Origin of the sequence: Bradyrhizobium sp. WD16, from assembly GCF_024181725.1 — a bacterium.
In the GTDB taxonomy this organism is placed as follows: Bacteria; Pseudomonadota; Alphaproteobacteria; order Rhizobiales; family Xanthobacteraceae; genus Bradyrhizobium_A.
Genome location: NZ_CP028908.1, coordinates 326,992 through 350,958, shown reverse-complemented (window position 1 = coordinate 350,958; position 23,967 = coordinate 326,992). Strand labels below are relative to the sequence as shown.

Here is a 23,967-nt window from a genome sequence, read left to right as displayed (position 1 = left end):
GAAGGGAATTTCTGAACCGCCACACCAGGGGAGGAATGCATGGCGGAGACGGTAGCGGTTTCCACGGCCGGTCGCTGGCGGACCCCGGCGCTGATCATCGCCTGCGGCGCCGTCATCGGCATGGTGACATTCGGGCCGCGCGCCACCCTCGGTTTCTTCCTGCAGCCCATGAGCTCCGATCTCGGTTGGGGCCGCGACGTCTTCGCGCTGGCGCTTGCCGTGCAGAACCTGCTGTGGGGACTCGGCCAGCCCTTCGCCGGCGCCGTCGCCGATCGCTTCGGCAGCGTGCGGGTGATCGCGACCGGGGCGCTGCTCTACGCCGCCGGCCTGCTGACAATGCGCTATGCGACCTCGCCCTCGACGTTGACGCTGTCGGCCGGCGTGCTGGTCGGATTTGGCCTGTCGGGCTGTTCGTTCAATCTCGTGCTGGCCGCCTTCAGCAAGCTGGTGCCGCCGGCGCGGCGCAATCTCGCCCTCGGCATCGGCACCGCCGCCGGGTCGCTCGGCCAGTTCCTGTTCGCGCCGGTCAGCGTCGCGCTGATCGATGCCATCGGCTGGCGCAGCACGCTCGTGATCTTCTCGGCCCTGATGCTGATCGTCGTGCCGCTTTCGCTGGTGCTGGCGACACCACCGGCGCGAAGCGGCGAGGCCGGCGCCGGCGCAGAGCCGGACCAGTCGATCACCCAGGCGCTGGCGGAAGCCTTCGGCCACCGCTCTTACGTGCTTCTCGTGCTCGGCTTCTTCACCTGCGGGTTCCAGCTCGCGTTCGTCACCGCCCATCTTCCGGCCTACCTGGTCGATCGCGGCATGCCGGCGCAGACCGGCGGCTGGGTGCTGGCGGTGATCGGCCTGTTCAACATTGTCGGCTCGATCGGCGTCGGCTGGATCTCGACCTATTTTCCGCGGCGCTACATCCTGTCTGCAATCTATTTCGCGCGCGCCCTGTCCACCGTGATCTTCATTTCGTTTCCGATCACGACATTCTCGGCGCTCGCCTATGGCGTCGTCACCGGCGTCACCTGGCTGTCGACGGTGCCGCCGACCTCGTCGCTGATCGCGCTGATGTTCGGCACCCGCTGGCTGGCGACGCTGTACGGCTTTGCCTTCGTCAGCCATCAGGTTGGCGGATTTCTTGGCGCCCTGCTCGGCGGCATCGCCTTTGACCGCACCGGATCCTATGACGTAGTCTGGTGGCTGTCGGTGCTGTTCGGCGTGTTGTCCGCGCTGATCAATCTGCCGATCGTCGAGCGGCCGGTGGCGCGGCCCGCCGCCGTACCGGCCTGAACCGCGTGCACTCCGTAAAGCCCGCGTCACGCCTGCTGCAACGACACAGCCGCCAAAAGAAAAGACATTCGGGACCATCGGGAGAGCGCATTGGGTACGTTCAAGGCCATCAGGATCGACAAGGCGGACAACGGCACCACGGCGACGCTGACCGCGTTCGACGAAGCCGAGCTGATGGACGGCGACGTCACGATCGCCGTGGAATGGTCGACGCTCAATTACAAGGACGCTCTCGCGCTGACCGGCAAGGCGCCGGTGGTGCGGCGGTTTCCGATGATCGCCGGCATCGACCTCGCCGGTACCGTCACCGCATCCTCGCATCCCGGTTGGAAGGCCGGCGACAAGGTCGTGCTCAACGGCTGGGGCCTCGGTGAAACCCATCTCGGCGCGCTGGCCGAGAAGGCGAGGGTGAAGGGCGACTGGCTGGTGCGCCTGCCCGAAGGTATGACGACGCGCGATGCCATGGCGATCGGCACCGCCGGCTATACCGCGATGCTGTCGGTGATGGCACTGGAGGATCATGGCCTGACGCCGGCGCGGGGACCCGTGGTCGTCACCGGCGCGGCCGGCGGCGTCGGTTCGGTGGCGATTGCGCTGTTGTCGCGTCTCGGCTTCCAGGTCATCGCCTCCACCGGCCGTCGCGCCGAAGAGGCCTACCTGCGTTCGCTCGGCGCCAGCGAGGTGATCGATCGCGGCGAACTCTCGGGGCCGGCCAAGCCGCTCGCCAAGGAGCGCTGGGCGGGCGGCGTCGACTGTGTCGGCTCGACCACCCTCGCCAACCTGCTGTCGATGACCAGATACGGCGGCGCCGTCGCCGCCTGCGGCCTTGCCGGAGGCATGGACCTGCCGGGATCGGTGGCGCCGTTTATTTTGCGCGGAGTGTGTCTTCTCGGCATCGATTCGGTGATGTGCCCGATCGAGCGGCGCCAGCGCGCCTGGAGCCGCCTCGCCCGCGATCTGGACCACGCGAAACTCGCTGAAATTACTCATGAAATCCAGCTCGACCAGGCGATTGCCACGGCGCCGCGGATTCTCGCCGGCGAAATCCGGGGGCGTCTCGTCGTGAAAATCCTGTGAAATCTTCAGACTTTGCCAACCATCCTGCGCCAATCTTGCGCCCCAATGGACATGGTAAGCAGCGGGTTAAGGGGGGCCTCGGCGGGCCTGAGGCAGAGTGACGGGTTGGAGTTGCTGATGTTGGCGCGTTTCGTAGCTCGATCGTTGGTCGCCGGCTCGCTGGCGACGCTCGGTATCGCCACCCCGGCCATGGCCGAGGAGATGTCCCCAGACCAGGCCCGGCAGTTCGTGGCCAACAAGCTGTTCGCCTTCACCTGTTTCGACGGCTCGCGCGGTTCGGGCCGGATCTTCAGCGACGGTTCGGTCGCCGGTTCGATCCAGTTCGGCGGCACCGGCCCGATCCGCTACGCGCGGCTTCCGGTCAATACCGTCCAGGTGCGCTCGAACTCGGTTTGCGCCTCGCTCAAGGGCCTGCCCTTCGAGCCCTGCTTCAGCCTGACCAAGAGCGATGAAGTCTCGTTCCGCGGCGCGGTGTCCGGCATGGGCTTCGCCTATTGCGACTTCCGTCGCCACGGCAACTCGATGATCATGGCGCGCGCCCACATCAGGCCGCGCTCCCATCGCATCGTCGATGCATCGCGCGCCGCCGACACCACCAGCGTGACGGCAAGCACCCGCGCCGACCCGCCGAAGGTCGAGATCAAGGCCGATACCAGCGATCTGCGCCGCTCGACCGAATAACGACCGACCGATCAGCTCTGCGTCGCGCCGGTGTGGACGCGCTCCGGCGCGTTCTCGATTCGCCGTGTCATGACGATAGCGGCTCGGTGGAGCGGTCCGCCGGTGGCCGCCGTCGGAACAGGATGCGCTGGTAGATCCAGCCGATCGAGACCAGCACGAGGCCGAGTCCCATGAAGGACAGGGCGCGGTAGATGCCGGTCAGCACCGACATGTCGATGACGAAGACCTTGAGCACCGTCAGGGCGATGATCACCGCCGAGGCGAGGCGGGCCCGCTGCGAGGTGAAGACGAATCCGGCGCCGAGCAGGATCACGCCGAAGACGAGCCACGCCAGCGAATAGGCATACTGCTCGGCGTCCTCCGTCGTCCCGGTCAGCACCGGGCCGTGATGGAAGCGGCGCACTTCCAGGCTCACATATGCCAGCGCCAGTATCAGCGCGACGCCGGCAATGGTGTTGCCGTAGGCGGCGGGACGATCGCCTGCGGCGGCGGCATGGGACAGCAGCAGCGCCAGCAGCGCCGGCAGCGCGTAGCCGAGCAGCAGCAGGTTGACGACGAGCCCGCCGACATCGTCACCGGTGAATATCGGCCATTGCGAGGTGAGGAGCCCGAAGGCGATACCCCCCGCAGCCATCCCTGCCAGCACCAGCGCGGCAACGTTGTGCACGATGCTGTGGCTGCGCAATCGCAGCCGCTCGAGGCCGATCGCCATGGCGAGCCAGACGCAGACCTGCAGCGCGATCTCGGCGAGGCCGGTGCCGGGCCGGTAGACATCGCCATGATTGACGGCGTGGCGGATCTCCATGAAGGCCAGCAGCACCGTGAACAGGATCGCGACGGCTTCGACCATGCGCAGCGGGATGTCGTCGCCGCGGCGGCGCAGCAGCGCTCCGGCGCTCCAGAACGATGCCGCGGGAACGCCATAGCCCCACAGCAGCCAGTTGAAGAGCAGGGTGGTGCCGACATCGTCGCCGGCGACGCGCGGTTCGTAGCCGATCCGCAGCACCACGATGACGGCGACGATGGCTGCGAGCCAGCGCAGGAACGGGATCGGCCGCTGTCGCGAGATCCAGGCGGTGCCCGCGCACATCAGCGACAGCGCGATCGTCAGCCAGCCTTTCTCCAGCGCGAAGGTCAGCGCAAGCGCCAGGGCGCCGAGCGTCGCGGCGGCAAACAGCGCGACCGAGATCGGCAGGCCGGGCCGGTGCTCGCGGCGGCTGAGAAGCTCGGTCGCTGCGGCGAAGGCGCCGGCGAGCACCACCGCGATCGCCGCGAACGGGATCGAGCGGTCGAGATGGGCGATCCGCGCATAAAGCGCGACCAGGAGCGCCAGCGGCGTGAAGCAGGCCGCCGCCGACCAGATCACCGGAACCGTGGCGCTCAGCGAACGGCCCTGGGCCAGGAAACCGGCAGCGCCGAACAGAATCGCGAACACCGCGGCGGTGACGAGATGGGCAGAGATCGAGGAGGCGTCGGCGCGCGGGCCGATGCCGGGCAGGGCGCCGCCCGGCAGCACCAGCAGCTCGGGTGAGCCGCGCACCGTCCAGTCGAGAAACACCAGGGCGACGCCGGCAGCGGCGACACCGATCGCCGCAGTGGCCGCTTCCGCGCGCCAGGCCACCGCCAGCGTCGCGACGACGAGCGCGGCGAACACCGTCAGCGCCGATGGCGCGTGGTCGCTGCTCAGGACGATCAGGGCCGCGCCGAGCACATAGGCCGCGAGCGCGGCCGATGACACCGCCTCGATGCGGCCCGGCTCCGGCTGCGGCCCGAACAGGAAGCCGCAGACCACGAGCGCCGAGGCGAGCGCGAAGCCCGCGATCACGTGGAAGGCATGCGGCGCGATCATCGTCGGTCCGCAGTCGAGGCAGGGGAGGAGCCAGAGCAGGGCGAAGACGATGGTGGTGACGGCGAGCCACCGCCACAACCGGATGCGGGCGAGGGCGAAGGCCGCGGCGGTGACGACGGCGAGATAGATGTAGAGCGACCAGTAATCCGGCTGCTGCGACGACACCAGGATCGGCGTGACGAAACCGCCGGCGACGCCGAGGCCGGCCAGCGCCGGGCCATGCAGCAGCGCCGCGGCGAGCGTTGCGAGCGCAACGAGGCCGAGCAGAAGGAAGGCCGCCGCCGGGGCGAGAAAATCGTAGAGCGCATAGCTCGCATAAACCGTGCCGAACAGCACGACAGTGCCGGCGGCGGTGAGGATCGCGGGAATATTGGCCTTCGGCAGCGCCGCGATCTCCGCGAGCCGTTCGGTGCGCCGTGTCCATTCGCCGGCGGCGAGCAGCGCCAGTGCGAACAGCGCGCCGAGCGCGACGCGCACGCCGGGGCCGATCAGTCCCTGCTCGATGGAGTAGCGCACCAGGAACAGCCCGCCGAGCGCCAGCGTCAGGCCGCCGATCCACACCACCCAGCGCGTGCCGAGCCGCTCCTCGAGACCGGGCCCCGGCGGTTCGTCGAGAACGGATCTGGTCGCGTGCGGCGGCGCTGCGGCGACGGCCGGGATTTCGCTGGGCGTCGGAGCGAGCGGCTCGGCCGCCGCCGGCTCGGCCGGCTCGGTGACGACCTGCTCGGGGACGAGATCAGGGGAGATGTCGACGTCCTGGGTCGCGGCGGCCGGCGGCGCCGCTGTCGCGGGCGCAGGCGGGCCGATGTGGTGTCCGTCAAGCGCGGCGATGCGCGCCGTCAGCCTGCCGACCCGATCGTTCAACCTGAGGACGAGAATGAACGCCACGATGGCGATCAGCAGCGCCAGAAATTCCATGGGACCCCCTCGGCAGCCGCTGCAGACGGCAAGCCACGGACCCGCAGCGCGGGCCATCCCATGAGTATGATCCGGAACCGGAGACGTTCAAAGCGGCGGGTGGGCGAAGCCGGTCGAACGCAACATGGCCCGATCAGTCGATCTCGACGCGGAAGGGCCGCCCCTCGGTCGTCATGGCGCCGGGACCCATGGCCTCGATCGCCGCCAGCATGCGCCCGTTGCGCCCCAGTGCCGCATCCGCCAGCGTCACGATCAGGCGGTTGGGAAAGGCGGTGGGCGACGCCCGGCGGATCTGCCGGGCGATCGACAGTTCGTCACGTTGGGGCGCCAGCAGGCAGGCGGCGGCGAAGGCGCTGGCGGTGGAGCGGCTGATTCCCGCATAGCAGTGAATGACCATCGGCGCGTCCCGTGGCCAGCGGCGGACGAAATCCAGCACCTGCTCCACATGGGCGGCGCAGGGCGCCACGAAGCCGTCGGCCGCCTCGGTGATGTCGTCCATCGAGACCTTGAGATGATTGGCCTCGGTGATGGTCGGTGGCCGCAACGCCTTGTCGACATTGCCCATCACCGTGAGCACATAGCGGGCGCCGGTGCGCGCGACGGTGGGATGAAGTTCGGCGAGGGAACAGACGTGCAGCATGATCGGTCCGGTAATGGGCCTGCGTTATAGAGCATCACGACGAACGGGGGATAGCGATTTCGTGGCGCCTCTGCGCTCAATAAATGCCGAGCGGGGGAACCGGCGCCGCGGCTGGCTCTAGTGTCCCGTTTCCAACGTTCGTATCCCATTGCAGCAGGCGCTCATACGAACGTTGGAAACAAGGGGACACTAGCATCATTATGATTCTAGTGTGGTTATGGATCTGACGCTCGTTTGAAGAACTCGCTCCAATGCTGAAACGAGCGTCAGATCCACCACACTAGAGCAGGCTCCGAGCGATGTGAATCGAATCGGGATTCCCGAATCGGCTGACATCTGATTCATGATTCCTGCCGCAGAATGGAGGCGGCTGGAATGGCGCTTTCCGACGATCTTCGCAAACGAGTGGTGGAGGCTGTCGTCTCGGGCGGGCTGTCGCGCAATGCGGCGGCGAAGCGTTTCGAAGTCAGCATTGCGAGCGCCGTGCGCTGGGTCAAGCAATTCGAGACGACGGGAGAAATGTCGCCGAAGCCTACTGGAGGCGATCGCCGCTCCGGCCGCATCGAAGCCCATCACGGCTACCTGATGGGGCTGATCCGGCGCACGCCGGACGTCACCCTGCTGGAGATCCAGGAACGTCTGATCAGGAATTGCGGCGAGCATTTTTCGAGTTCCGTGCTGTGGCGCTTCTTCGACCGTCATGGCGTCACGTTTAAAAAAAAGACCGCACACGCCTCGGAGCAGCAGCGGCCGGACGTCCTGAAGCAACGCCTCGAATGGTTCGAGCGACAGCTCGATCTCGATCTCGAGAAGCTCGTCTTCATCGACGAAACGGGCGCCTCGACCAATTTGGCGCGCAAAGGCGGGCGTTGCCGGCGTGGGCGGCGGCTGCGCGTCGGCGTGCCGCACGGCCATTACAAGACGGTCACGCTCGTCGCCGGCATCCGCCTTCGCGGGCTCGTGGCGGCGAAGACCTATGATCGTCCGATCACCGCCGCCCTGTTCGAGGACTGGGTGGAACACTGCCTCGTTCCTACCCTCACGAAAGGCGACGTTGTCGTCATGGACAATCTGTCCGCCCACAAGGGGCCGCGGGTCAAGGAGTTGATCGAGGCCGCGGGCGCCGAGCTGCTCTACCTCCCGCCCTATAGCCCCGACATGAACCCGATCGAGAAGGCGTTTTCCAAGCTGAAAGCGCATTTGCGCAAAATCGCCGAGCGGACCGTCGCCGCCCTGATGCGCGCCCTCGAAACCTGCGCCGACATCTTTAAGCCCGCCCAATGCGCAAACTACTTCGCCGCATGCGGATATGATCCACCTTGATCGGAGTCTGCTCTAGTGTCCTGTCTCCGAATTACCGCCCCATTTGCCTCACGCTCGCGCGGTCATTCGGAGACATAAAGGACACTAGACCAGGGTGCCGAAGCGCGCCAGGAACTGCTTCTCGGCCTTGGCAGCTGGCCAGGGCGTCATGTAGCCGGCCTCGATCGCGGGTGGCAGGCCGGGGTCGCGGCCGAACAGGCGCTTCGCCTCGGCCTCGCCGAAGCCGGCGAGGTGCGTCGCCTCGAGATAGGCCGCGCCCACGTCGGCGGCCTTGATCTGGGCCTCGATCTCGTCCGCGAGCACCGCCGGCAGGCCGAAGCGGAGATGAATGGCGGCAAGCAGGCGTTTCTCGATCTGCTTGTAGGCGCCGCCGATCACCGCCTTGAACGGCGAGATCATGTCGCCGATGACGTATTCCGGCGCGTCGTGCAGCATGGCGGCGAGACGGATGGTGTGGTCGATGCGCGGCGAATGGGCGCGCAGCACCGCCTCGACCAGCAAAGTGTGCTGGGCCACCGAGAAGATGTGGGCGCCGTGGGTCTGGCCGTTCCAGCGCGCCACCCGGGCGAGGCCGTGGGCGATGTCCTCGATCTCGACGTCGAGCGGCGAGGGGTCGAGCAGATCGAGACGCCGCCCCGACAGCATGCGCTGCCAGGCGCGAGGCGCGATCTTGGCGGCGGGTTTCGCAGACGGTTTCCGTGACGGGGTCTTTGATGGGGTGTTGGCGGCCATGGTGCCGGATATCGGTTCGAATCGGTGAGTTTCGGGCATTATAAGGCTCGCAATAACGCTCACACCTGCGAGATGGCGTAGCGGCGGCGGCCCAGGGTAAGCAGACTGAGCGCCAGCGCCCCGAGCGCGCACAGCGAGATCGCCCCGACCATGGGCCGCGGCGTGCCGTCGAACACCGCGCTGACGATCGCGATCATGATGCCGCCGGCGACCATCTGCAGCGTGCCGCCGAGCGCCGAGGCGATGCCGGCGATTGGGCCGTGCTCCTCCAGCGCCAGCACCATGGTCGAGGGGATGACGAGCCCCATGGCGGCGAAGCCGAAGAACAGCAGCGTCATCATCATCGCGAGGCTGTCGACGCCGGCAAGATTGAGCGCGAACAACAGCGTCGTCAGCAGCGCATAGACCGAGGTTGCCGCGATCACCAGCGGTCCCATGCCGAACCGGCCGCCGAGACGGGCGGTGAATTGCGACGCGCCGATGAAGCCGACGGCGTTGAGCGAGAAGGCGAAGCTGAACGCGGTCGGGGTCAGGCCATAATGCCCGATATAGACGAAGGAGGATGACGCCAGGAAGGTGAAGAAGCTCGCCATGGCGAGGCCGCCGATGAAGGTCAGCCCGAGGAACTGGCCGTGGCGGAGCAGCATGCCGAAGCCGGACACGACGTCACGGATGCGCACCCTGGTGCGTTCCGCGGCGGGCCGCGTCTCCGGCAGGAAAGCCGCGGTGAGGGCGAAGGCCAGCACCGCGACGACGGTGACGGCGACGAACACCGCGCGCCAGCCGAACGGGACGATCAGGGCGCTGCCGCCGAGCGGGGCGAGGATCGGCGAGACGCTGAGCACCAGCATGACGAGGGCCATCAGCGAGGTTGCTTCGATGCCGGTATGAAGGTCGCGGATGATGGCGCGCGGAATCACCATCACCGACGATGCGCCGACGCCCTGCAGCGCGCGGAAGGCGATCAGCCAGCCGATATTCGGCGCCAGCGCGCAGCCGAGCGAACCGGCGATGAACAGCGCCAGTCCGACATAGAGCGGCGGCTTGCGGCCGACCATGTCGGACAGGGGGCCGTAGACGATCTGGCAGACGCCGAAGGCGACGAAGAACACCATCAGCGTCATCTGCGTCGCCGAGGTCGGTGCGTTGAGATCGGCGGCGATGGTCGGCAGCGCCGGCAGATACATGTCGATGGCGAAGGGGCCGACCGCGGACAACAGGCCGAGCACGATGGCGTTGCGGGCATAGGTGGAGAGCATGGCGGACTTTCGATGCTGTGGCGTTGTGGTCCGGAACGGCCGACACGCCGTTTCCGCTGAATTCGGCGGGGCGTCGTCACGCCGTTCAACCGTCATCCTCGCGGCCAGCGGAGATCAAACACTCCGTGTCGTCGCAATTGGGCACGGCGTACGGGTTTGCCCGTTTGATGCGAGCGGCATTGCAGAAGTATGATTAGCGGTCAAGGTTAGCTCGTCTGCGACTTCCGCTTGACACATTCGGGTGGCAACAGAGGCGCCCTGACAGCAACTCATTTTCGTCATGGCCGGGCTTGGCCCGGCCATCCACGTCGTTCTGCGCTGAGGGGAGGCGGGAGGCAACTCACGCCGTACCGGTGCAATTGATCATCCACGGCGTGCCGAAACGATCGACCAGCATGCCGAAGCGCTCGGCCCAGAAGGTCTTCTCCAGCGGCATGCGGATTTCGCCGCCCTCGCTCAACGCCGCGTAGATGCGCTCGGCCTCGGCGACGGTGTCGACGCCGATATTGACCGACCAGCCGCGCATCGGTTCCTGATACGCGGGCGGCGCGTCGGAGGCCATCAGGCGAAAGTCGCCGACGATGAGGCAGGCATGCATGATCTTGTCCTGCCACTCGGCAGGGACGCTCCCTTCCGCCGGCGAACCCTTGTGGCGCAGCATGGCCTCGATCCGGCCACCCAGCACCTCGTGATAACGGTTGAAGGCCTCTTCGCAGTTGCCGTTGAACATCAGATAGGGATTGAGCTGGAGCATGGCAGTCTCCTGTTGGATATGGACGAAGCCGGAAAACGAGACGACGGCGAGCGGAGGGCGCAGCAACGACGCCGGCCGCAGGGCTGCTGCGGTGGCTGTCCTCATGGCGCGCTCGCCCAACGCAGCGGGAACAGGGCGCGCCGCAGCGGGGCGCGCGGATAGACGTCGAGCGGGATCAGCTTGATGGTGCCGTCGAAGGCGACGAACAGGACCACGAGGGCGCTGAGCACGCGTCCGGTCCATACCGCAGCCGGCGACGGAGTGTCGAGGGCGATGCTCGTCATGGTCATGGCAGGACCATTCAGGACCGCGCGAGCAACGCGTCGAGATTGTCGAACGTGCCGGTGAAGCCCTGGCGCATGGAATCGCGCATGCCTTCAAAGAACTCGAGCTCGTCGGCGGTGGCATTGATGGGGCCGGCGCGCAGGTCGACCCGGGTGCCGTCGGCGATTTCGCTCAAGGTGAGGACGTTGAGAACTTCCAGCGGCCAGGTCGTGCTGAAGGGCGCGCGGGTGACGTCGCCGGCTTCGTTGGCGAAGGAGCTGATGAAGACGAGGCGTTCGGGAGCCGCGATCTCGCGATAGACGAAGCGGCCCCACATCGTCTGTCCGCCCTGCGCCATCGAATAATGGAAGACGCCGCCGACCCGGAAGTCGAACTGCGCAACATGCAGGTCCCAGCCTTTCGGCCCCCACCACCGGGAGAGGCCCTCGCGCGAGGTCCAGGCCTGCCAAATCTGCGCGCGCGGCGCCTTGAAGCTGCGGCTGACGGAGAATTCCGCTGTGGCGGTAGTCGTATCCGTCATCATTGTCTCCTCTCTTGTCCGGGTGTGCAAGGGCGGACGATCAGTTGGGCTTGGCGGGCAGGGGGTGGGCGAAGCTCCAGACGTGGCCGAAAGGGTCTTCGATCATGCCGAAGCGCGCGCCCCAGAACGCATCCCACGGTTTCATCGCAACGCGGGCGCCCGCATCTGCCGCGCGCTGCACCGCGGTGTCGCAATCGGCGACTTCGAGATGGAGCACGATGCTGGTGCCATGCAGAGTGGTCGGCGCCGTCACCCGCGCGCCATGCTGGCATTCGGCTTCGGGAAAATCGTCGCGCAGGAAGATGCGGATGCCGTTGACGCGGAGTTCGGCGTGCAGCACGCGCTCGCCGTCCTCGGCGGGCACCCGCATCACCTCGGTGGCGCCGAAGGCCTTCTGATAGAAGTCGATGGCGTCGCCGGCCGGCGACACGACGAGATGGGGGATCATGGTCTGAACGGCATCGGTCATGACATGCTCCTGGTTGGACGAGGCAAAAGGGGGGCTTCACGCCGGCAGCGCCGCCGCATGCGTCGACTTAGGTCTTCGGTTTGGCGCTCCGCCGCCGCCGGGGCTTGGCCGGCGGCGTGTTGAGGCCGTCGAGATAGGCTTCGAGCCGGTCGAGGCTGTGGCTCCAGAACTGGCGATAATGGTCGAGCCAGTCGTCGACCTCCCGCAACGGCCCGGCTTCGAGCCGGCAGGGGCGCCACTGCGCCTGCCGGCCACGGGAGATCAGCCCGGCGCGCTCGAGCACCTTGAGATGCTTGGAGACCGCCGGCTGGCTCATCTGAAACGGTTCGGCGAGCTCCGACACCGAGGATTCGCCGAGCGCCAGCCGGGCGAGGATCGCCCGCCGGGTCGGATCGGCGAGAGCGGCGAGCGTGGTGCTGAGGTGATCGGTGGACATCGCAGACCCGCGTTTATAAAGCCAATGAGTTATATAACTTATTGGTTTTTTAACCGACGCGTGTGAGATCGTCAAGTTACCACGTATGAGTTGGAACCGGGAGCGGCAGATCGGTCACAGCCGGAACCAGGCCCGTGGGCCGATTGGTCAGGTGCGTTTGCGAGAGCGATTTCGTCGGCCGAGGCGCCGTTCCGCGCTCGGCGTCATCGTCGGGCAGGGCCGATGTCGAGCGAAGTGGGCGCCGGTTCGCGTGAAGAAGACGCGTCAAAACCAAGAGCTGGAGCTTCCGCTCCGATTCCGCCGGAGCGGCAAATGCTGGAGCGAGGGCTTGGTACGGGCGAAGTTGGGTGACGTCGCGCGTTATCGCACCACGTGGAATCGGCTGATGCCGTCATTGGCCATCTGGGCGACGAGCTGCAGTTCCCAGTCGATATAGCCCTGCATGGCGGCCCTGGGATTGTCGGTGCCTTCATAGGGCCGCTTGTAGACGTCGTCCGGCGCGCTGGCGAAGCGGGGATCTTCCGCGGTCAGCGGCAGTCCGGCCGCCAGCCAGCCTGCATTGCCGCCCGCCAGCCAGACGACCGGGCGCGGTGTCGCCGCGGCCACGTCGCGGGCATGGGCGGCCGCGAGGCGGCCGTCGTCCGACGTCAGCGCGATCGGACCGTGGCCCGGAATTGTGGCGAGATCGGCGAGCTGCGCGCCGGCGATGAACCACGCCCCGGCAATATGGCCGCGGCGGTAGAGCGGGCTCGGCCCGAGATCGACGATCGCGGAGCCTTCGCCGAGCTTGGCGACATCGGCGGGGCCCAGCGCCGGGACCTCCGGGACGGGGATCGCCACCGCAGCGGGATGGCCGCTTTCGTCGCAGGCAACGCTGCCCTCGGCAACGACGCCGGCATCCCAGCCCATCTGCTTAAGCCACGAGGCCGTCATGCGCCCGCGGACCCCGTCGTCATCGAACAGCACGAGGCGGGCGCCGCGCACCGCCACCCATTCGTCGGTCGCCTGCACCAGCTGTCCGCCCGGCGCCGACCGGAATCCCTGCGGATGGCCGGCGGCGAATTCCTCGGGGGTGCGGACATCCAGCAGATAGAGCGTGCGCTGCGTTGCTTCGGCGCGATAGCCGGCAAGGGTCGCGGCGTCGATCACCTTCACGCCGACCTTCTCCGCCCACGCCGACGCGCGGCTCCGCGCGGTGGCGTGCGCGGCGGCGGACAGCGGCCCGAACCGGCCGGTGCGGCCGGTCTCCAGCCGCAGGCCGGCGAGCGTCCAGCCGATGGTGCCGTTGCGCAGCGCAATGACGCGATTGGGCACGCCGGCGTTGACGAGGGTTTGCGCGCCGATGATCGAGCGGGTGCGGCCGGCGCAGTTGACCACGATCGTCGTCTCCGGCGACGGCGCGAGGTCGTAGACGCGCAACGCCAGCTCGCCGCCCGGCACGCTGACGCCGCGCGGGATGCTCATGGTGCGATATTCCTCGAAGCGGCGGGCATCGAACACCACGACATCGGCGTCGCCGGCAATGAGCTCAGCGACCTGTTCGGCGGGCAGGGACGGCGTGTGCCGGATCGCTTCGACCAGTTCGCCGAAAGCCTTGCTCGGCACGTTGACGTCGCGGAACACTTCACCGACCTCGGCATAGGCGGCGAGCCCGCCGGCGAGCGCGGCGACATCGGCATAGCCCAGAGCCGCAATGCGTTCGACGCCGCGCGCGGTCAGTCCCTCGCCGTCGTCGTAGACGACGATCGGCGTCGACAAGCGCGGCACCAGCGCGCGGATGCGCAGCTCGATCTGCGCCAGCGGCAGCGACACGGCGAAGAACGGATGGGCGAGCGAATAGGGCCCCTCTTCGCGCAGGTCGAACAGGGCGATCTCTTCGCCGCGCCGCCAGGCTTCCCTCAGTGCCGTCGCCTCGATCAGTTTCGCCATTCAAGCCGCTTTCGGAGCGCCCCAGAGATTGGGGATCGCGACGTTGGAATAGCCGGAAACGAACGGTTTGACAGCCCCGGTTGCGGCATCGAAGACATGCCGTCGAATCCCGCCGATATTGCCGCCATAGACGTGGATGCTGATCGAGGTCCGGTCGGCATGGGCGTTGGCGATGGCATGGACATCGCCGAGGCGCGGGGACACCGCCACCACGGCCCCCGCCTCGATGCGCTCCGGCGGCTGGGCGATCAGGCGGTCGTCGCTGCCGGCAATGAAGGAGGTCGAGACCTCCGCCCCGCGCAGCACGCCGACGAGACCCCAAACGGTGTGATCATGCACCGGGGTCGTCTGGCCGGGCCCCCACACGAAACTGACGATGGACCAGCGGTCCAGCGGGTCGGCATAGAGCAGGTACTGGCGGTAGAACTGCGGATGCGGCGCCGCATAGGCGTCGGGGAGCCAGTCGTCATGGGCGACGAGCCCGGCGAGCGAGGGCCTGAGGATCGCCAGCAGGGCCGCCTCATCGGCGCCGTGGGCTTCGACGATGCGGGTCGTTTCGGCGACGAAGGCGCGCAGGCGCGAAAGGTCTGTCATGATTGTTGCGATGGCTGTGAGAACGGTGCGCTGCCGCTGTCTTTATGCCGCCGCGACCCGCGTCGAGCGCTGCCGCTCGGCGACGAGCACCTTCACCCGCGGAAGGATCTCGCGGCCATAGGCGATGGCATCCGCCAGCGGATCGAAGCCGCGGATGAGGAAAGTGTGGATGCCGAGGTCGTAGTAGTCGAGCAGGGCATCGGCCACCTGGTCGGGGGTGCCCACCAAGGCGGTGGAGTTGCCGCGCGCGCCGGTGAGCTCCGCCAGCGCGGTCCACAGCCGCTTGTCATGACGGTCCCCCTTGGCGGCAGCGGCCAGCAAGCGGCGCGAACCCTCGTTCTGCGGGCCGGCGGCATCGCGCAGATAGCCGGTCTTGTCCTGCAGGGCGCGGGCACGTTCGAGCAGCGCGTCCGCCTTGGCCCAGGCCGCCTCTTCGGTGTCGGCGATGATCGGGCGGAAGGAGACCGAGTAACGCGGCTCTGGCCGGCCGTTCTTCGCCACCGCGGCGCGGACCTTGCCGAGCAGCTCGCGGGTCTGTTCATGGGTCTCGCCCCACAACGCGAAATAGCTGCCGTGACGGCCCGCCACCTCGATCGCGGCGTCGGACGCCCCCGCGATGAAGATGTCGATGGCGCGACCCTCGGGCCGGACCAGCGAATGGGCGCCCCTTACGGCGTAATATCTGCCGTCGTAGTCGAACGGCTTGTCGCTGGTCAGTTCGGCCTGGAAGACGTCGAGAAACTCGCCGGTGCGCGCATAGCGCTCGTCCTTGCCGGCGACGCGGTTGCCATCGGCGATGAGCTCGCGGTGGTCGCCGCCGGTGATGATGTTGATGGCGAAGCGCCCGGGATAGAGCGCATCGAGGGTGGCGAACTGGCGCGCCAGGACGGTCGGTTCGGTGAAGCCCGGGCGCTGGGCGACGAAGACGCCGAGTTTCTGCGTCACGCTTGCCACGTGCTGGCCGACCTGCAGCGAGTCCGGGCTGGTGGCCTGGAAGGCGAGCAGCACGCGGTCGAATCCGACATGCTCGTGAGCCTTGGCGATGGTCTCGATATAACCGCGATCGATCACCGGGCCCGAGCGCGGGATCGTCTCCGATGAATTGTGGTTGCCGACGAAACCGATGAATTCAACGGACACGGGAGGTCTCCTTGCCTTGACGACGCGCGATCAGCGATCGGGATGCTGCGGCATCGTCCGGCGCGTGCAGCAACAGGTCAATGCGAGGATCAGTTTCTTTTCAGGAGAAGGCAGAGATCGATGTTCTACACGGAAGCGTCTGACGAGTGAGGCATTTTCGATGCAGCACGATCTTCTTTGAATGTCGCGCAATCGAGAAGAATCGTCTTCCGTCGGGTGGTGCCGGTCGCGACCCGGCACGCGGCGCGCTGTCGTTCGCCGCCGCGACGTCGCTCAGGACGCGCGGGTCGATCCGCGGCGCGCCTTCGGCCGCATCGCCGTGCCGCAGGTGGCGTGGCAATGGCACGAGACGAGGTGATCGTTGACCATGCCGGTGGCCTGCATGAAGGCGTAGACGATGGTCGGCCCGACGAACTTGAAGCCGTGCCCGCCGAGCTCCTTGGAGATCGCGACCGACAGCGCCGTGGAGGCCGGCACGCTCTTGATGGTCTTGAAGGCGTTGACCTTGGGCTTGCCGTCGACGAAATCCCACAACAGTTTCGAAAAGCCCGGACCTTCGTCGGCGATGCGCAGATAGGCCCTGGCGCTCGCCACCGCGCCTTCGATCTTGGCGCGATTGCGGACGATGCCGGCGTCATTCATCAGGGCCTGGATCTTGCGATCGTTGTAGCGCGCGATCTTCTGCGGGTCGAAGCCGTCGAAGGCTTTGCGGAAATTGTCGCGTTTGCGCAGGATCGTGATCCACGACAGCCCGGCCTGGAAACCGTCGAGGATCAGCTTTTCGAACAGCGCGCGGTCGTCGTATTCCGGCACGCCCCATTCGGTGTCGTGATAGGCGACGTAGAGCGGATCGTCGCCGGGCCAGGGACAGCGCGCCAGCCCGTCGGCATGCGCGATGGCGGTCATGCGCTGGCGGTTCCGGCCGCGGCGGGAAGGTCGTCATTGGCGGCAAGGCGGATCGGCGCCTCGCCCGCCTGCAGCGACGTGCCGTTGGCGAGGGCTTCGGCGGCGCGGTCGAGCCGGATCATGGCGAGCCCCTCGCCCCCGGCCGACGAGCCCATGGTGCCGACGGGCTTGTCGGCCGTGGTGATCGCCGTGCCCGGGGCCGGTGCCGAGCGGCCGTCGAGCAGGACGCGGACGACGCGGCTGCGGGTCGTGCCGCGATGCTGCATCCGGGCCACCACTTCCTGGCCGACATAGCAGCCCTTGTCGAAATCGACGCCGTGCAGGCGGTCCATGTTGGCTTCGTGCGGAAACGCGTCGCCATAGCTGAAATCGGCGCCGCCTTTCGGCACGGCGCAGGCGATGCGGTGGGCGTCATAGGCCGATGGCGACACCAGTTCGGCGCCGACGAGGCTCGCCGCCTTCTCGATCAGGTCCTGCGGCACCAGCATGCGCCAGCCCAGCGCCGGCTCGCGCGGATCTTCGAAGGTGAGGTCGGGCATCGCCGCCGGCCGGCCGTCCCAGATCGCCATGACGCCGAGATCGCCGGAGAGGTTTTCCACGGTGATCCTGGCGCGCAGCTTGTAGAAGCCGAGCTTGGTGGTGAGCTGGTCGGCGAGCGGCAGCGGACAATCCAGCAAGAGGCCGCCGCCATGACCGGCCGGCGCCTCGGTGACGAGAAAATCGGCGATGATCTTGCCCTGCGGCGTGAGCAGCGCGGCGAAGCGCGCCCGGCCGGGGCCGATATCGTCGAGATCGGTGGTCACCAGATTGCCGAGGAAATGCCGGGCATCGTCGCCGCTGATCTTGATCACGCCCCGGTCGGGAAGAAATGCGGACTTCATGGGGAACCTGTGCGATGGCTTTGCGCGTCGGCGCTGGCTGCAAAAGGTAAGGCGCAGTCAGGCCCATCACAAGGCCGTCGCCACCGCCCAGTTTGGAATCGATGGAGACAGGGAGTGAAGGGCGGCGCGTTTGCCACATTCTCCGTCGTCATCGCCCGGCTTTGAAGCGGGCGATGACGGCGGAGAGCGCGGCAGGCGCGCTGTGCCAGTCAGGCGTCGATAACAACAGCGATGGATCGGCCGAGACGCCGGCCCCAACCACACACCGTCGTCCTCCGCTTCACGCGGAGGATCCAGTACTCCGTGTCGTCGCAATCGGGCACCGCGGCGGACGCTCTGCCCCTCACCACCGCCACGGCGTACTGGTTCGTCCGCTTGACCGGGCGATCCAGTCGCCGTGGAATCGTGACGGTCACGGTGCCGAGGATGTAATTTCCAAAGTCGGGTATCGCGCTTTGTTGCGCCGGTGACGCAGCGATCGCGGGCCATCGCCGAGATGCGCGGCGTACTCGATCGGCCGCTTCCGCGGGCGATGACAGCAGAAGGGGATCGTGCGTTACTGCCGCGCGAGGCGAACCGAGAATTCGCCGTTGCGGATGCGCGCCGGCAAGCCTTCGACGAAGGTCGCGACGGCGTCTTCGCCATAGGTGGTGACGAGTTCGGCGAAAGCGGCGAACAGGCTCACCTGGGCGAGACAGTCGCCGTCGATGCCGTCGTGGCGGGCTTCCGCCCAGGCCTCGTTGAGATAACCGAGCGCGGCCTGCTTCTGCTCGTGATCCGGCAATTGGTCGCGGGCAGCGGTGAACGACGGCAGATGGTTCATGGAATGGGCAGTCCGGATGCTCGCGCTCCCCGTCGGAGCGCGTCGTGCGTGATCAAAGCTTTAGCACGGGCCGGCGGGGGGAACAGGCAGTTCTTTAGGAAAGGTTAACGCGATGCAGGCGGTCCGCGTCAGTCGGCGCTCAATCAATTGGCGTAGCGGGCGGTGAGATCGCGGGAGATCTTGGCGCCCTCGTCGAGATAGCGGCGAATGGCGAGATTGGCGGCCGGCGTGCAGGCCCGGTAGGTCTGCTGGAAGTCGTGGTAGCCGCGGTTGAAGCTCGCCACCATGCGCGTGCGCCGCTCGCCGCCGGGCGTTTCGGCGTCGACCAGCGCCTGCATCTCGCTCCGCCACTTCAGGCCTTCACTGGCGCCGCAGATGCCGCGCAGATAATGCAGCGCGCCGAGGATCTCCGCGAGCCGCTGCAGGTCGCCATCAAACGGCGCGGCCGCCTGCTGGGCCCGGCCGGCCGAGGGCACGGCGAGACCGACGGCGAGGACGACGGCGAGGACGATGCCGGCAGGCGATCGAAAGGGGGGCAGGGAGCGCATCGGCGGCCCGTATGCCTGTTCACGATGGCGGACGCAAGGCGGCGATGAGGCCCTGCGCGGCGTCGATGACGCCGGCGAGCCCGGCGGTGGTCGGAAGGTCGGGATATGCCCCGGGCCGCCGCCATTGGGCGTCGTCCAGCTCCTCGTTCAGCCGGACCTCCCCGGCGGTCCAGCGGGCGGCGAAGGACAGGATGACGTAATGACCGTTCTGGCCGCGGCCAGCGTCCGGCAGCACTTCGCGGAAGGCGGCGAGCCCGATCACCTCGACGGCGAGGGCGGTTTCCTCGCGGACCTCGCGGGCGACGGCTTGCGTGAGGGTCTCGCCGAATTCGACCCTGCCGCCGGGCAGGCTGTAGAAGCCGCGGGCCGGCTCGACCGCCCGGCGGACCAGCAGCAGGCGGCTGTCGCGGAAGATCGCGGCGCTGACCGCGAGCTGCGGCCGCAAGGTTGGGGAAAGGCTGTCCGTCATCACTCGGTCATGATGTGGTCGACCTCGGCCTCGTCGGCCTCGTGGCCCGGTCCATTGATGACGGCGCCGGCCTGCATCACCAGCGGTTTGACCCAGCCGATCGCCTCCTGGGCGAGGCGGGCGCGGCTGTGGTCCTGCTGGACCTGGCGCAGGGCGTTGCCGACGGCGACGAGAATCGTGGTCATGCTGGCCGTGATGGCGTCGAATTGCGCCCGGATCGTCGGGGCGGCGGCATCATAGGCGGCGATGGCAAGGTCGCGCGCCTTGAAATTGGAGGCCCGGAAATGCTCGGCATAGGTCAAAGGGTGCCAGGCCAGGAAATCCTCGGCGCATTCCGGCATGTCCGGAATCATTTCGAGGAGCATAATGGCTTCATTGTAGTGGTTGAGATAGTCGGTGGCGAGGCCGGTGCGGGGATTGATGTTGGCTGCCAGTAGTTCCTTCGCTCGCGCGCGCAATTCAGCGAAGGAATGTCCCGTCTCGCTGGAGGTCGGGGCTCCATGTGGAGGAAGGGGGGGGGCCGCTGCAGCGTTCATCGGTTCCACTGTGTGACAGCCGGGGTTAAGGCGGCCTGAAGATGACGGGAAACATGTGAGATCATGTGCGGACGCTACGTCATTACCTCCTCGCCGGAGGCGCTGCGGCGGCTTTTCGCCTATGTCGAAATGCCGAATTTTCCTGCACGATACAACATAGCTCCGACGCAGCCGATCCCCGTCGTGCTGCAGGAGCAGGGGGCGCGGCACTTCCAGCTGATGCGCTGGGGGCTGCTGCCGTCCTGGGTCAAGGACCCGCGCAAATTCGCACTGGTCATCAACGCCCGCTCCGAAACGGTGCAGGATAAGCCCGCCTTTCGCAATGCGCTGCGCCGCCGCCGCTGCCTCGTACCGGCGGACGGCTATTACGAATGGCAGGACGCCGGCGGCCGCAAACGGCCGTTCTTCATTCACGCCCGCAACGGCCAGCCGATCGCCTTCGCCGGGCTCGCCGAGACCTGGATGGGGCCGAACGGCGAGGAACTCGATACGGTGGCGATCTGCACCACCCAGGCGCCGGACGAGATGCGCGCGCTGCACGACCGCGTGCCGGTGAGCGTCGCGCCGGATGATTTCGAAACCTGGCTCGATTGCGCTGCGGTCGATCCGGAACAGGCGATGGCGTTGTTGACGTCGCCGCCGCCCGGCCGGTTCGTCTGGCACGAAGTATCGACCGCGGTGAATCGCGTCGCCAATGACGGCCCGCAATTGCTGCTGCCGGTCTCGCTTGAAGACACCGCGTCCGCGGCGAAGCCCGTGCCCAAATCCGTATCCAAATCCGTGCCGAAGTCCATGCCCAAGCCCGCGCCGAAGCCGCGCGCGGCAAAGCCCAAACCAACGCCGGCGAACGACGACCAGGGCTCGTTGTTTTGAAAAGAGCCGAGCCCACCGACATCGCCCGTCACCGACATCACCGTCATGGTGAGGTGGCGCGAAGCGCCCTCGAACCATGACAGTCCGGGCCGTCCATCCTTCGAGGCGCGCAGCCACGCGCACCTCAGGATGACGGAGAGAGCACCTACCCTTACACCACCTTGCCCGGGTTGAGGATGTTCAACGGGTCGAGCGTCGCTTTCAGCGTGCGCATCACGGCGAGCGCGGTGGCGTCCTTGAAATGCGGCAGCTCGTCGCGCTTCATCACGCCGATGCCGTGCTCCGCCGAAATCGAGCCGCCGAACTTCGCGACGATCTCGTGCACGGTATCGTGGACATCCTGCCAGCGCGCGAGAAACGCCGCCTTGTCGGCGCCGACCGGCTGGCTGACATTGTAGTGGATGTTGCCGTCGCCGAGATGGCCGAAGGGGAAGGGCCGCGCACCGGGGATCAGCTGCGTCACCGCCGCATTGGCCTCGGTGATGAACTGCGGCACCGAGGCGACCGGCACCGAGACGTCGTGCTTGATCGAGCCGCCTTCGTATTTCTGCACCGGCGAGATCACCTCGCGCAGCGTCCAGAAGGCGTTGCGCTGGTCGAGGCTGGCGGCGAACACCGCATCGTCGACCACGCCCTGTTCCATGGCGTCGCCGAGAATCTTCTCCAGCGTGTCGCGGGCGTCATCGCGTTGCGACGAGATCTCCATCAGGACCGACCACGGCGGCCGCGAGGGCAGCGGCGCGCGAATGTTGGGGCCGTGCCTGACGCAGAAATCGATGCAGATGTCGGCGATCAGCTCGAAGCTCGTCAGCGTGCCGGCGGCTTCCCGCTGGGCGATGGCGAGCAGCTTGAGGGCAGCCTCGGGCGAGCCCAGCGCGACGAAGGCCGTCTCCACCGCGCGTGGCTTGGGAAACAGCTTGAGCACCGCCGCGGTGATGATGCCGAGCGTGCCTTCGGCGCCGATGAAGAGGTCGCGCAGGTCGTAGCCGGTATTGTCCTTCTTGAGCTTGGACAGGCCGTTGACGATGCGGCCGTCGGCCAGCACCGCCTCGACACCCAGCGCAAGATCGCGGGCGACGCCATAGGCCAGCGCCGTGGTGCCGCCGGCATTGGTCGAGAGATTGCCGCCGATGGTGCAGCTGCCTTCGGCACCTAACGACAACGGAAACAGGCGGTCGACCTCCGCCGCCCTGGCCTGGGCGGTGGCGAGCACGACGCCGGCCTCGCAGGTCATGGTGTTGGAGGCAACGTCGACATCGCGGATCTTGTCGAGCCGGCGCAGCGACAGCACGACCTCGCCGTGATGCGGGGTCTGGCCGCCGACGAGGCCGGTATTGCCGCCCTGGGGCACCAGCGGCGTGCGGGTCTCGGTGGCGAGGCGGCAGATCGCCGCGACCTCGGCGGTCGAGCCCGGCCGCAGCACCAGCTGCGAGCGGCCCTGGTAGAGATTGCGCTCCTCGGTGAGATAGGGCGCGATCTCGTTCGGATCGGTGATCGCATAGCGCTCGCCGACAATGGCGGCAAAGCGCGCAATCAGCTCGGGGGGCAGTACCGCTGCGGGCCGTTCCGCTGAAGTCATGGTCTCAATTCCTCGTTCTGCTCTCGTTTCTCTCCTCGTCATGGCCGGGCTTGTCCCGGCCATCCACGTCTTTTTTGCAGAGCTTCAGCTAAGACGTGGATACCCGCGGCGAGCGCGGGCATGACACCGTGCAAGGGGCAGGCGCGGCCTGCTCATCGCAAATTCGTGCTCCTATCCCTCAATCTCTTCATCGGCCGCGTCGCGCGGTGCCGCCGCGCGGCGCAGCCGGTCGTTGATGGCTTCGCCGAGGCCGTGGCGCGGCACGGCCATCACCGCGATGCTCGCCGCGCCGCAGCCGTCGAGTGCGCGCAGGTAGCCGAACAGGTTGCTCGCAGCCTCGACGAGGTCGCCGCGCGGCGACAGGTTGAGCACCTTGGCGGCCTGTTCGGCCCCCGGCAAGGGCTGCGGGCCGAAGGCGAGCAGGGCTTCGCCGGGCGCAAGGCTCGCCGCTTCGAGCCGCACCGATGCGCGCGGCGCGTAATGGGAGGCGAGAAGGCCGGGCGCGGCCGGCCGCTCCGTCGGTCCACGGGCGGCAGCGCCGTCGCCGAGCGGATGGCCCAGCACGCGCTCGATCTCGGCACGGGGAAGGCCGCCCGGCCGCAGCATCACCGGCGCGCCAAGGCAGGCGATGATGGTCGATTCGACGCCGACGGCGACCGGCCCGCCGTCGACGATGAGGTCGATCCGGCCGCCAAGATCCGCCGCGACATGGGCCGCGGTGGTCGGCGAGACATGGCCGGAGATATTGGCCGAGGGCGCCGCGACCGGCCGGCCGAAGGCCGCGAGAATGGCATGGGCGAGCGGATGGGCGGGAATGCGCACCGCCACGGTGTCGAGACCGGCGGTGGCGAGGTCGGACACCGGGCAGGCGGGCGCCTTGGGCAGCACCAGGGTCAGCGGCCCCGGCCAGAAGGCCTGCGCGAGGCGCAGGCCGTCGCCCTCGAGCCGGGCGAGGGCGCGGACGGCGTCGAGATCCGCCACATGGGCGATCAGCGGGTTGAAGGAGGGCCGGCCCTTGGCGGCGTAGAGCCGCGCCACCGCCGCAGCCGAGGTGGCGTCGGCGCCGAGGCCGTAGACGGTTTCGGTGGGAAAGGCGACAAGGCCGCCGCGCGCCAGCACGGCCGCGGCCCGGATAGCTGCGGATTCGCCCGCGGGCACGGTTTCGGTGGCCGGATCGGCCGGGACAGGTGTGGTGTCGCTCAGAATTTTCCCCAATTCCGGTTCTTGCGGTGAGCGGATGCGTTGGTTATAAGGCCGCCACCAAGTCGGAGTGTGGCTCAGCCCGGTAGAGCACTGCGTTCGGGACGCAGGGGTCGTAGGTTCAAATCCTACCACTCCGACCAGTTTTCCAATTATCCCGATTGTGATTCATTCCTTGGCTCGGCTTGCACGCCGTGGCTGAGAAAGCCCGCGCCGCGAGCTCGATTGGCTTGCCGCAGCATGCCACCGCAGCGGCCGGGGT

General features: G+C 67.6%; 25 protein-coding genes and 1 tRNA gene. 6 read left to right on the top strand and 20 right to left on the bottom strand.

The annotated features are described in order from the left end of the window. The first annotated feature begins 39 nt into the window (after positions 1-39). The 3 genes from DB459_RS01700 (at position 40) to DB459_RS01690 (ending at position 3,042) form a co-directional block, all read left to right on the top strand. The gene (locus DB459_RS01700; protein ID WP_253711196.1) at positions 40-1,284 is read left to right on the top strand and encodes an MFS transporter; all 1,245 of its coding nucleotides are present in this window, start codon (positions 40-42) and stop codon (positions 1,282-1,284) included. Positions 1,285-1,374: 90 nt separating this feature from the next. Continuing rightward, on the top strand, positions 1,375-2,361 hold the full coding sequence (locus tag DB459_RS01695) for an MDR family oxidoreductase (RefSeq protein ID WP_253711194.1): 987 nt from the start codon (positions 1,375-1,377) through the stop codon (positions 2,359-2,361). 117 nt (positions 2,362-2,478) lie between these two features. Beyond that, entirely contained in the window at positions 2,479-3,042 is a 564-nt protein-coding gene (locus DB459_RS01690) for a hypothetical protein (protein WP_253711192.1), read from the top strand. Between the two features lie 67 nt (positions 3,043-3,109). On the opposite strand, the gene DB459_RS01685 is transcribed toward DB459_RS01690, so the two are convergent. After that, positions 3,110-5,809: a DUF2339 domain-containing protein gene (locus DB459_RS01685; protein WP_253711190.1), complete on the bottom strand. Its 2,700-nt coding sequence runs from the start codon at positions 5,807-5,809 to the stop codon at positions 3,110-3,112. A 133-nt stretch (positions 5,810-5,942) separates the two neighbouring features. Beyond that, positions 5,943-6,449, bottom strand: coding sequence for a tyrosine phosphatase family protein (locus DB459_RS01680; protein WP_253711188.1), 507 nt, complete (start codon positions 6,447-6,449; stop codon positions 5,943-5,945). A 375-nt stretch (positions 6,450-6,824) separates the two neighbouring features. On the opposite strand from DB459_RS01680, the gene DB459_RS01675 reads away from it, so the two are divergent. Beyond that, positions 6,825-7,772, top strand: coding sequence for an IS630 family transposase (locus tag DB459_RS01675; protein WP_253711186.1), 948 nt, complete (start codon positions 6,825-6,827; stop codon positions 7,770-7,772). 84 nt (positions 7,773-7,856) lie between these two features. Here DB459_RS01675 and DB459_RS01670 read toward each other — a convergent pair whose 3' ends face one another. From DB459_RS01670 to DB459_RS01595, 16 genes are all read right to left on the bottom strand, one after another. Beyond that, on the bottom strand, positions 7,857-8,504 hold the full coding sequence (locus DB459_RS01670) for a YfbR-like 5'-deoxynucleotidase (protein ID WP_371926845.1): 648 nt from the start codon (positions 8,502-8,504) through the stop codon (positions 7,857-7,859). A 59-nt stretch (positions 8,505-8,563) separates the two neighbouring features. After that, a complete protein-coding gene (locus DB459_RS01665; RefSeq protein ID WP_253711185.1) occupies positions 8,564-9,763 on the bottom strand; it encodes a multidrug effflux MFS transporter in 1,200 nt (399 codons plus the stop codon). A 340-nt stretch (positions 9,764-10,103) separates the two neighbouring features. Continuing rightward, the gene (locus tag DB459_RS01660; RefSeq protein WP_371926844.1) at positions 10,104-10,622 is read right to left on the bottom strand and encodes a VOC family protein; all 519 of its coding nucleotides are present in this window, start codon (positions 10,620-10,622) and stop codon (positions 10,104-10,106) included. Then, entirely contained in the window at positions 10,619-10,807 is a 189-nt protein-coding gene (locus tag DB459_RS01655; RefSeq protein WP_371926843.1) for a hypothetical protein, read from the bottom strand. The genes DB459_RS01660 and DB459_RS01655 overlap by 4 nt, the downstream gene beginning before the upstream one ends. Before the next feature lie 11 nt (positions 10,808-10,818). Continuing rightward, positions 10,819-11,322, bottom strand: coding sequence for an SRPBCC domain-containing protein (locus tag DB459_RS01650; protein WP_253711183.1), 504 nt, complete (start codon positions 11,320-11,322; stop codon positions 10,819-10,821). Between the two features lie 40 nt (positions 11,323-11,362). Beyond that, positions 11,363-11,791, bottom strand: coding sequence for a VOC family protein (locus DB459_RS01645; RefSeq protein WP_253711181.1), 429 nt, complete (start codon positions 11,789-11,791; stop codon positions 11,363-11,365). 67 nt (positions 11,792-11,858) lie between these two features. Further along, positions 11,859-12,227, bottom strand: coding sequence for a helix-turn-helix transcriptional regulator (locus tag DB459_RS01640; protein ID WP_253711179.1), 369 nt, complete (start codon positions 12,225-12,227; stop codon positions 11,859-11,861). A gap of 360 nt (positions 12,228-12,587) precedes the next feature. Further along, the gene (locus DB459_RS01635) at positions 12,588-14,156 is read right to left on the bottom strand and encodes a rhodanese-like domain-containing protein (protein WP_253711178.1); all 1,569 of its coding nucleotides are present in this window, start codon (positions 14,154-14,156) and stop codon (positions 12,588-12,590) included. Beyond that, on the bottom strand, positions 14,157-14,750 hold the full coding sequence (locus tag DB459_RS01630; RefSeq protein WP_305884148.1) for a cysteine dioxygenase: 594 nt from the start codon (positions 14,748-14,750) through the stop codon (positions 14,157-14,159). It lies immediately after the preceding gene. A 42-nt stretch (positions 14,751-14,792) separates the two neighbouring features. Beyond that, a complete protein-coding gene (locus DB459_RS01625; RefSeq protein WP_253711176.1) occupies positions 14,793-15,890 on the bottom strand; it encodes an LLM class flavin-dependent oxidoreductase in 1,098 nt (365 codons plus the stop codon). A 273-nt stretch (positions 15,891-16,163) separates the two neighbouring features. Further along, on the bottom strand, positions 16,164-16,796 hold the full coding sequence (locus DB459_RS01620; protein ID WP_253711174.1) for a DNA-3-methyladenine glycosylase I: 633 nt from the start codon (positions 16,794-16,796) through the stop codon (positions 16,164-16,166). Continuing rightward, positions 16,793-17,677 (bottom strand): folate-binding protein YgfZ, encoded by an 885-nt coding sequence (locus DB459_RS01615; protein ID WP_253711172.1) that lies wholly within the window; start codon positions 17,675-17,677, stop codon positions 16,793-16,795. The genes DB459_RS01620 and DB459_RS01615 overlap by 4 nt, the downstream gene beginning before the upstream one ends. 556 nt (positions 17,678-18,233) lie before the next feature. Next, positions 18,234-18,500, bottom strand: coding sequence for a hypothetical protein (locus DB459_RS01610; RefSeq protein ID WP_253711170.1), 267 nt, complete (start codon positions 18,498-18,500; stop codon positions 18,234-18,236). A 143-nt stretch (positions 18,501-18,643) separates the two neighbouring features. After that, a complete protein-coding gene (locus DB459_RS01605; protein ID WP_253711168.1) occupies positions 18,644-19,048 on the bottom strand; it encodes a TIGR02301 family protein in 405 nt (134 codons plus the stop codon). Positions 19,049-19,067: 19 nt separating this feature from the next. Next, positions 19,068-19,517 (bottom strand): NUDIX hydrolase, encoded by a 450-nt coding sequence (locus DB459_RS01600; RefSeq protein ID WP_253711166.1) that lies wholly within the window; start codon positions 19,515-19,517, stop codon positions 19,068-19,070. Then, complete coding sequence (locus DB459_RS01595) at positions 19,517-20,053, bottom strand: hypothetical protein (protein ID WP_371926842.1); 537 nt, start codon at positions 20,051-20,053, stop codon at positions 19,517-19,519. Before DB459_RS01595 ends, DB459_RS01600 begins: the two co-directional genes overlap by 1 nt. A gap of 63 nt (positions 20,054-20,116) precedes the next feature. On the opposite strand from DB459_RS01595, the gene DB459_RS01590 reads away from it, so the two are divergent. Next, the gene (locus DB459_RS01590) at positions 20,117-20,926 is read left to right on the top strand and encodes an SOS response-associated peptidase (protein ID WP_253711162.1); all 810 of its coding nucleotides are present in this window, start codon (positions 20,117-20,119) and stop codon (positions 20,924-20,926) included. Positions 20,927-21,077: 151 nt separating this feature from the next. On the opposite strand, the gene DB459_RS01585 is transcribed toward DB459_RS01590, so the two are convergent. Beyond that, entirely contained in the window at positions 21,078-22,505 is a 1,428-nt protein-coding gene (locus DB459_RS01585; RefSeq protein WP_253711161.1) for an FAD-binding oxidoreductase, read from the bottom strand. A gap of 171 nt (positions 22,506-22,676) precedes the next feature. Next, entirely contained in the window at positions 22,677-23,720 is a 1,044-nt protein-coding gene (locus tag DB459_RS01580; RefSeq protein ID WP_253711160.1) for an L-threonylcarbamoyladenylate synthase, read from the bottom strand. A gap of 51 nt (positions 23,721-23,771) precedes the next feature. Here DB459_RS01580 and DB459_RS01575 point away from each other — a divergent pair. Further along, positions 23,772-23,848: transfer RNA gene (locus tag DB459_RS01575), tRNA-Pro, on the top strand. Positions 23,849-23,967: the final 119 nt, after the last annotated feature.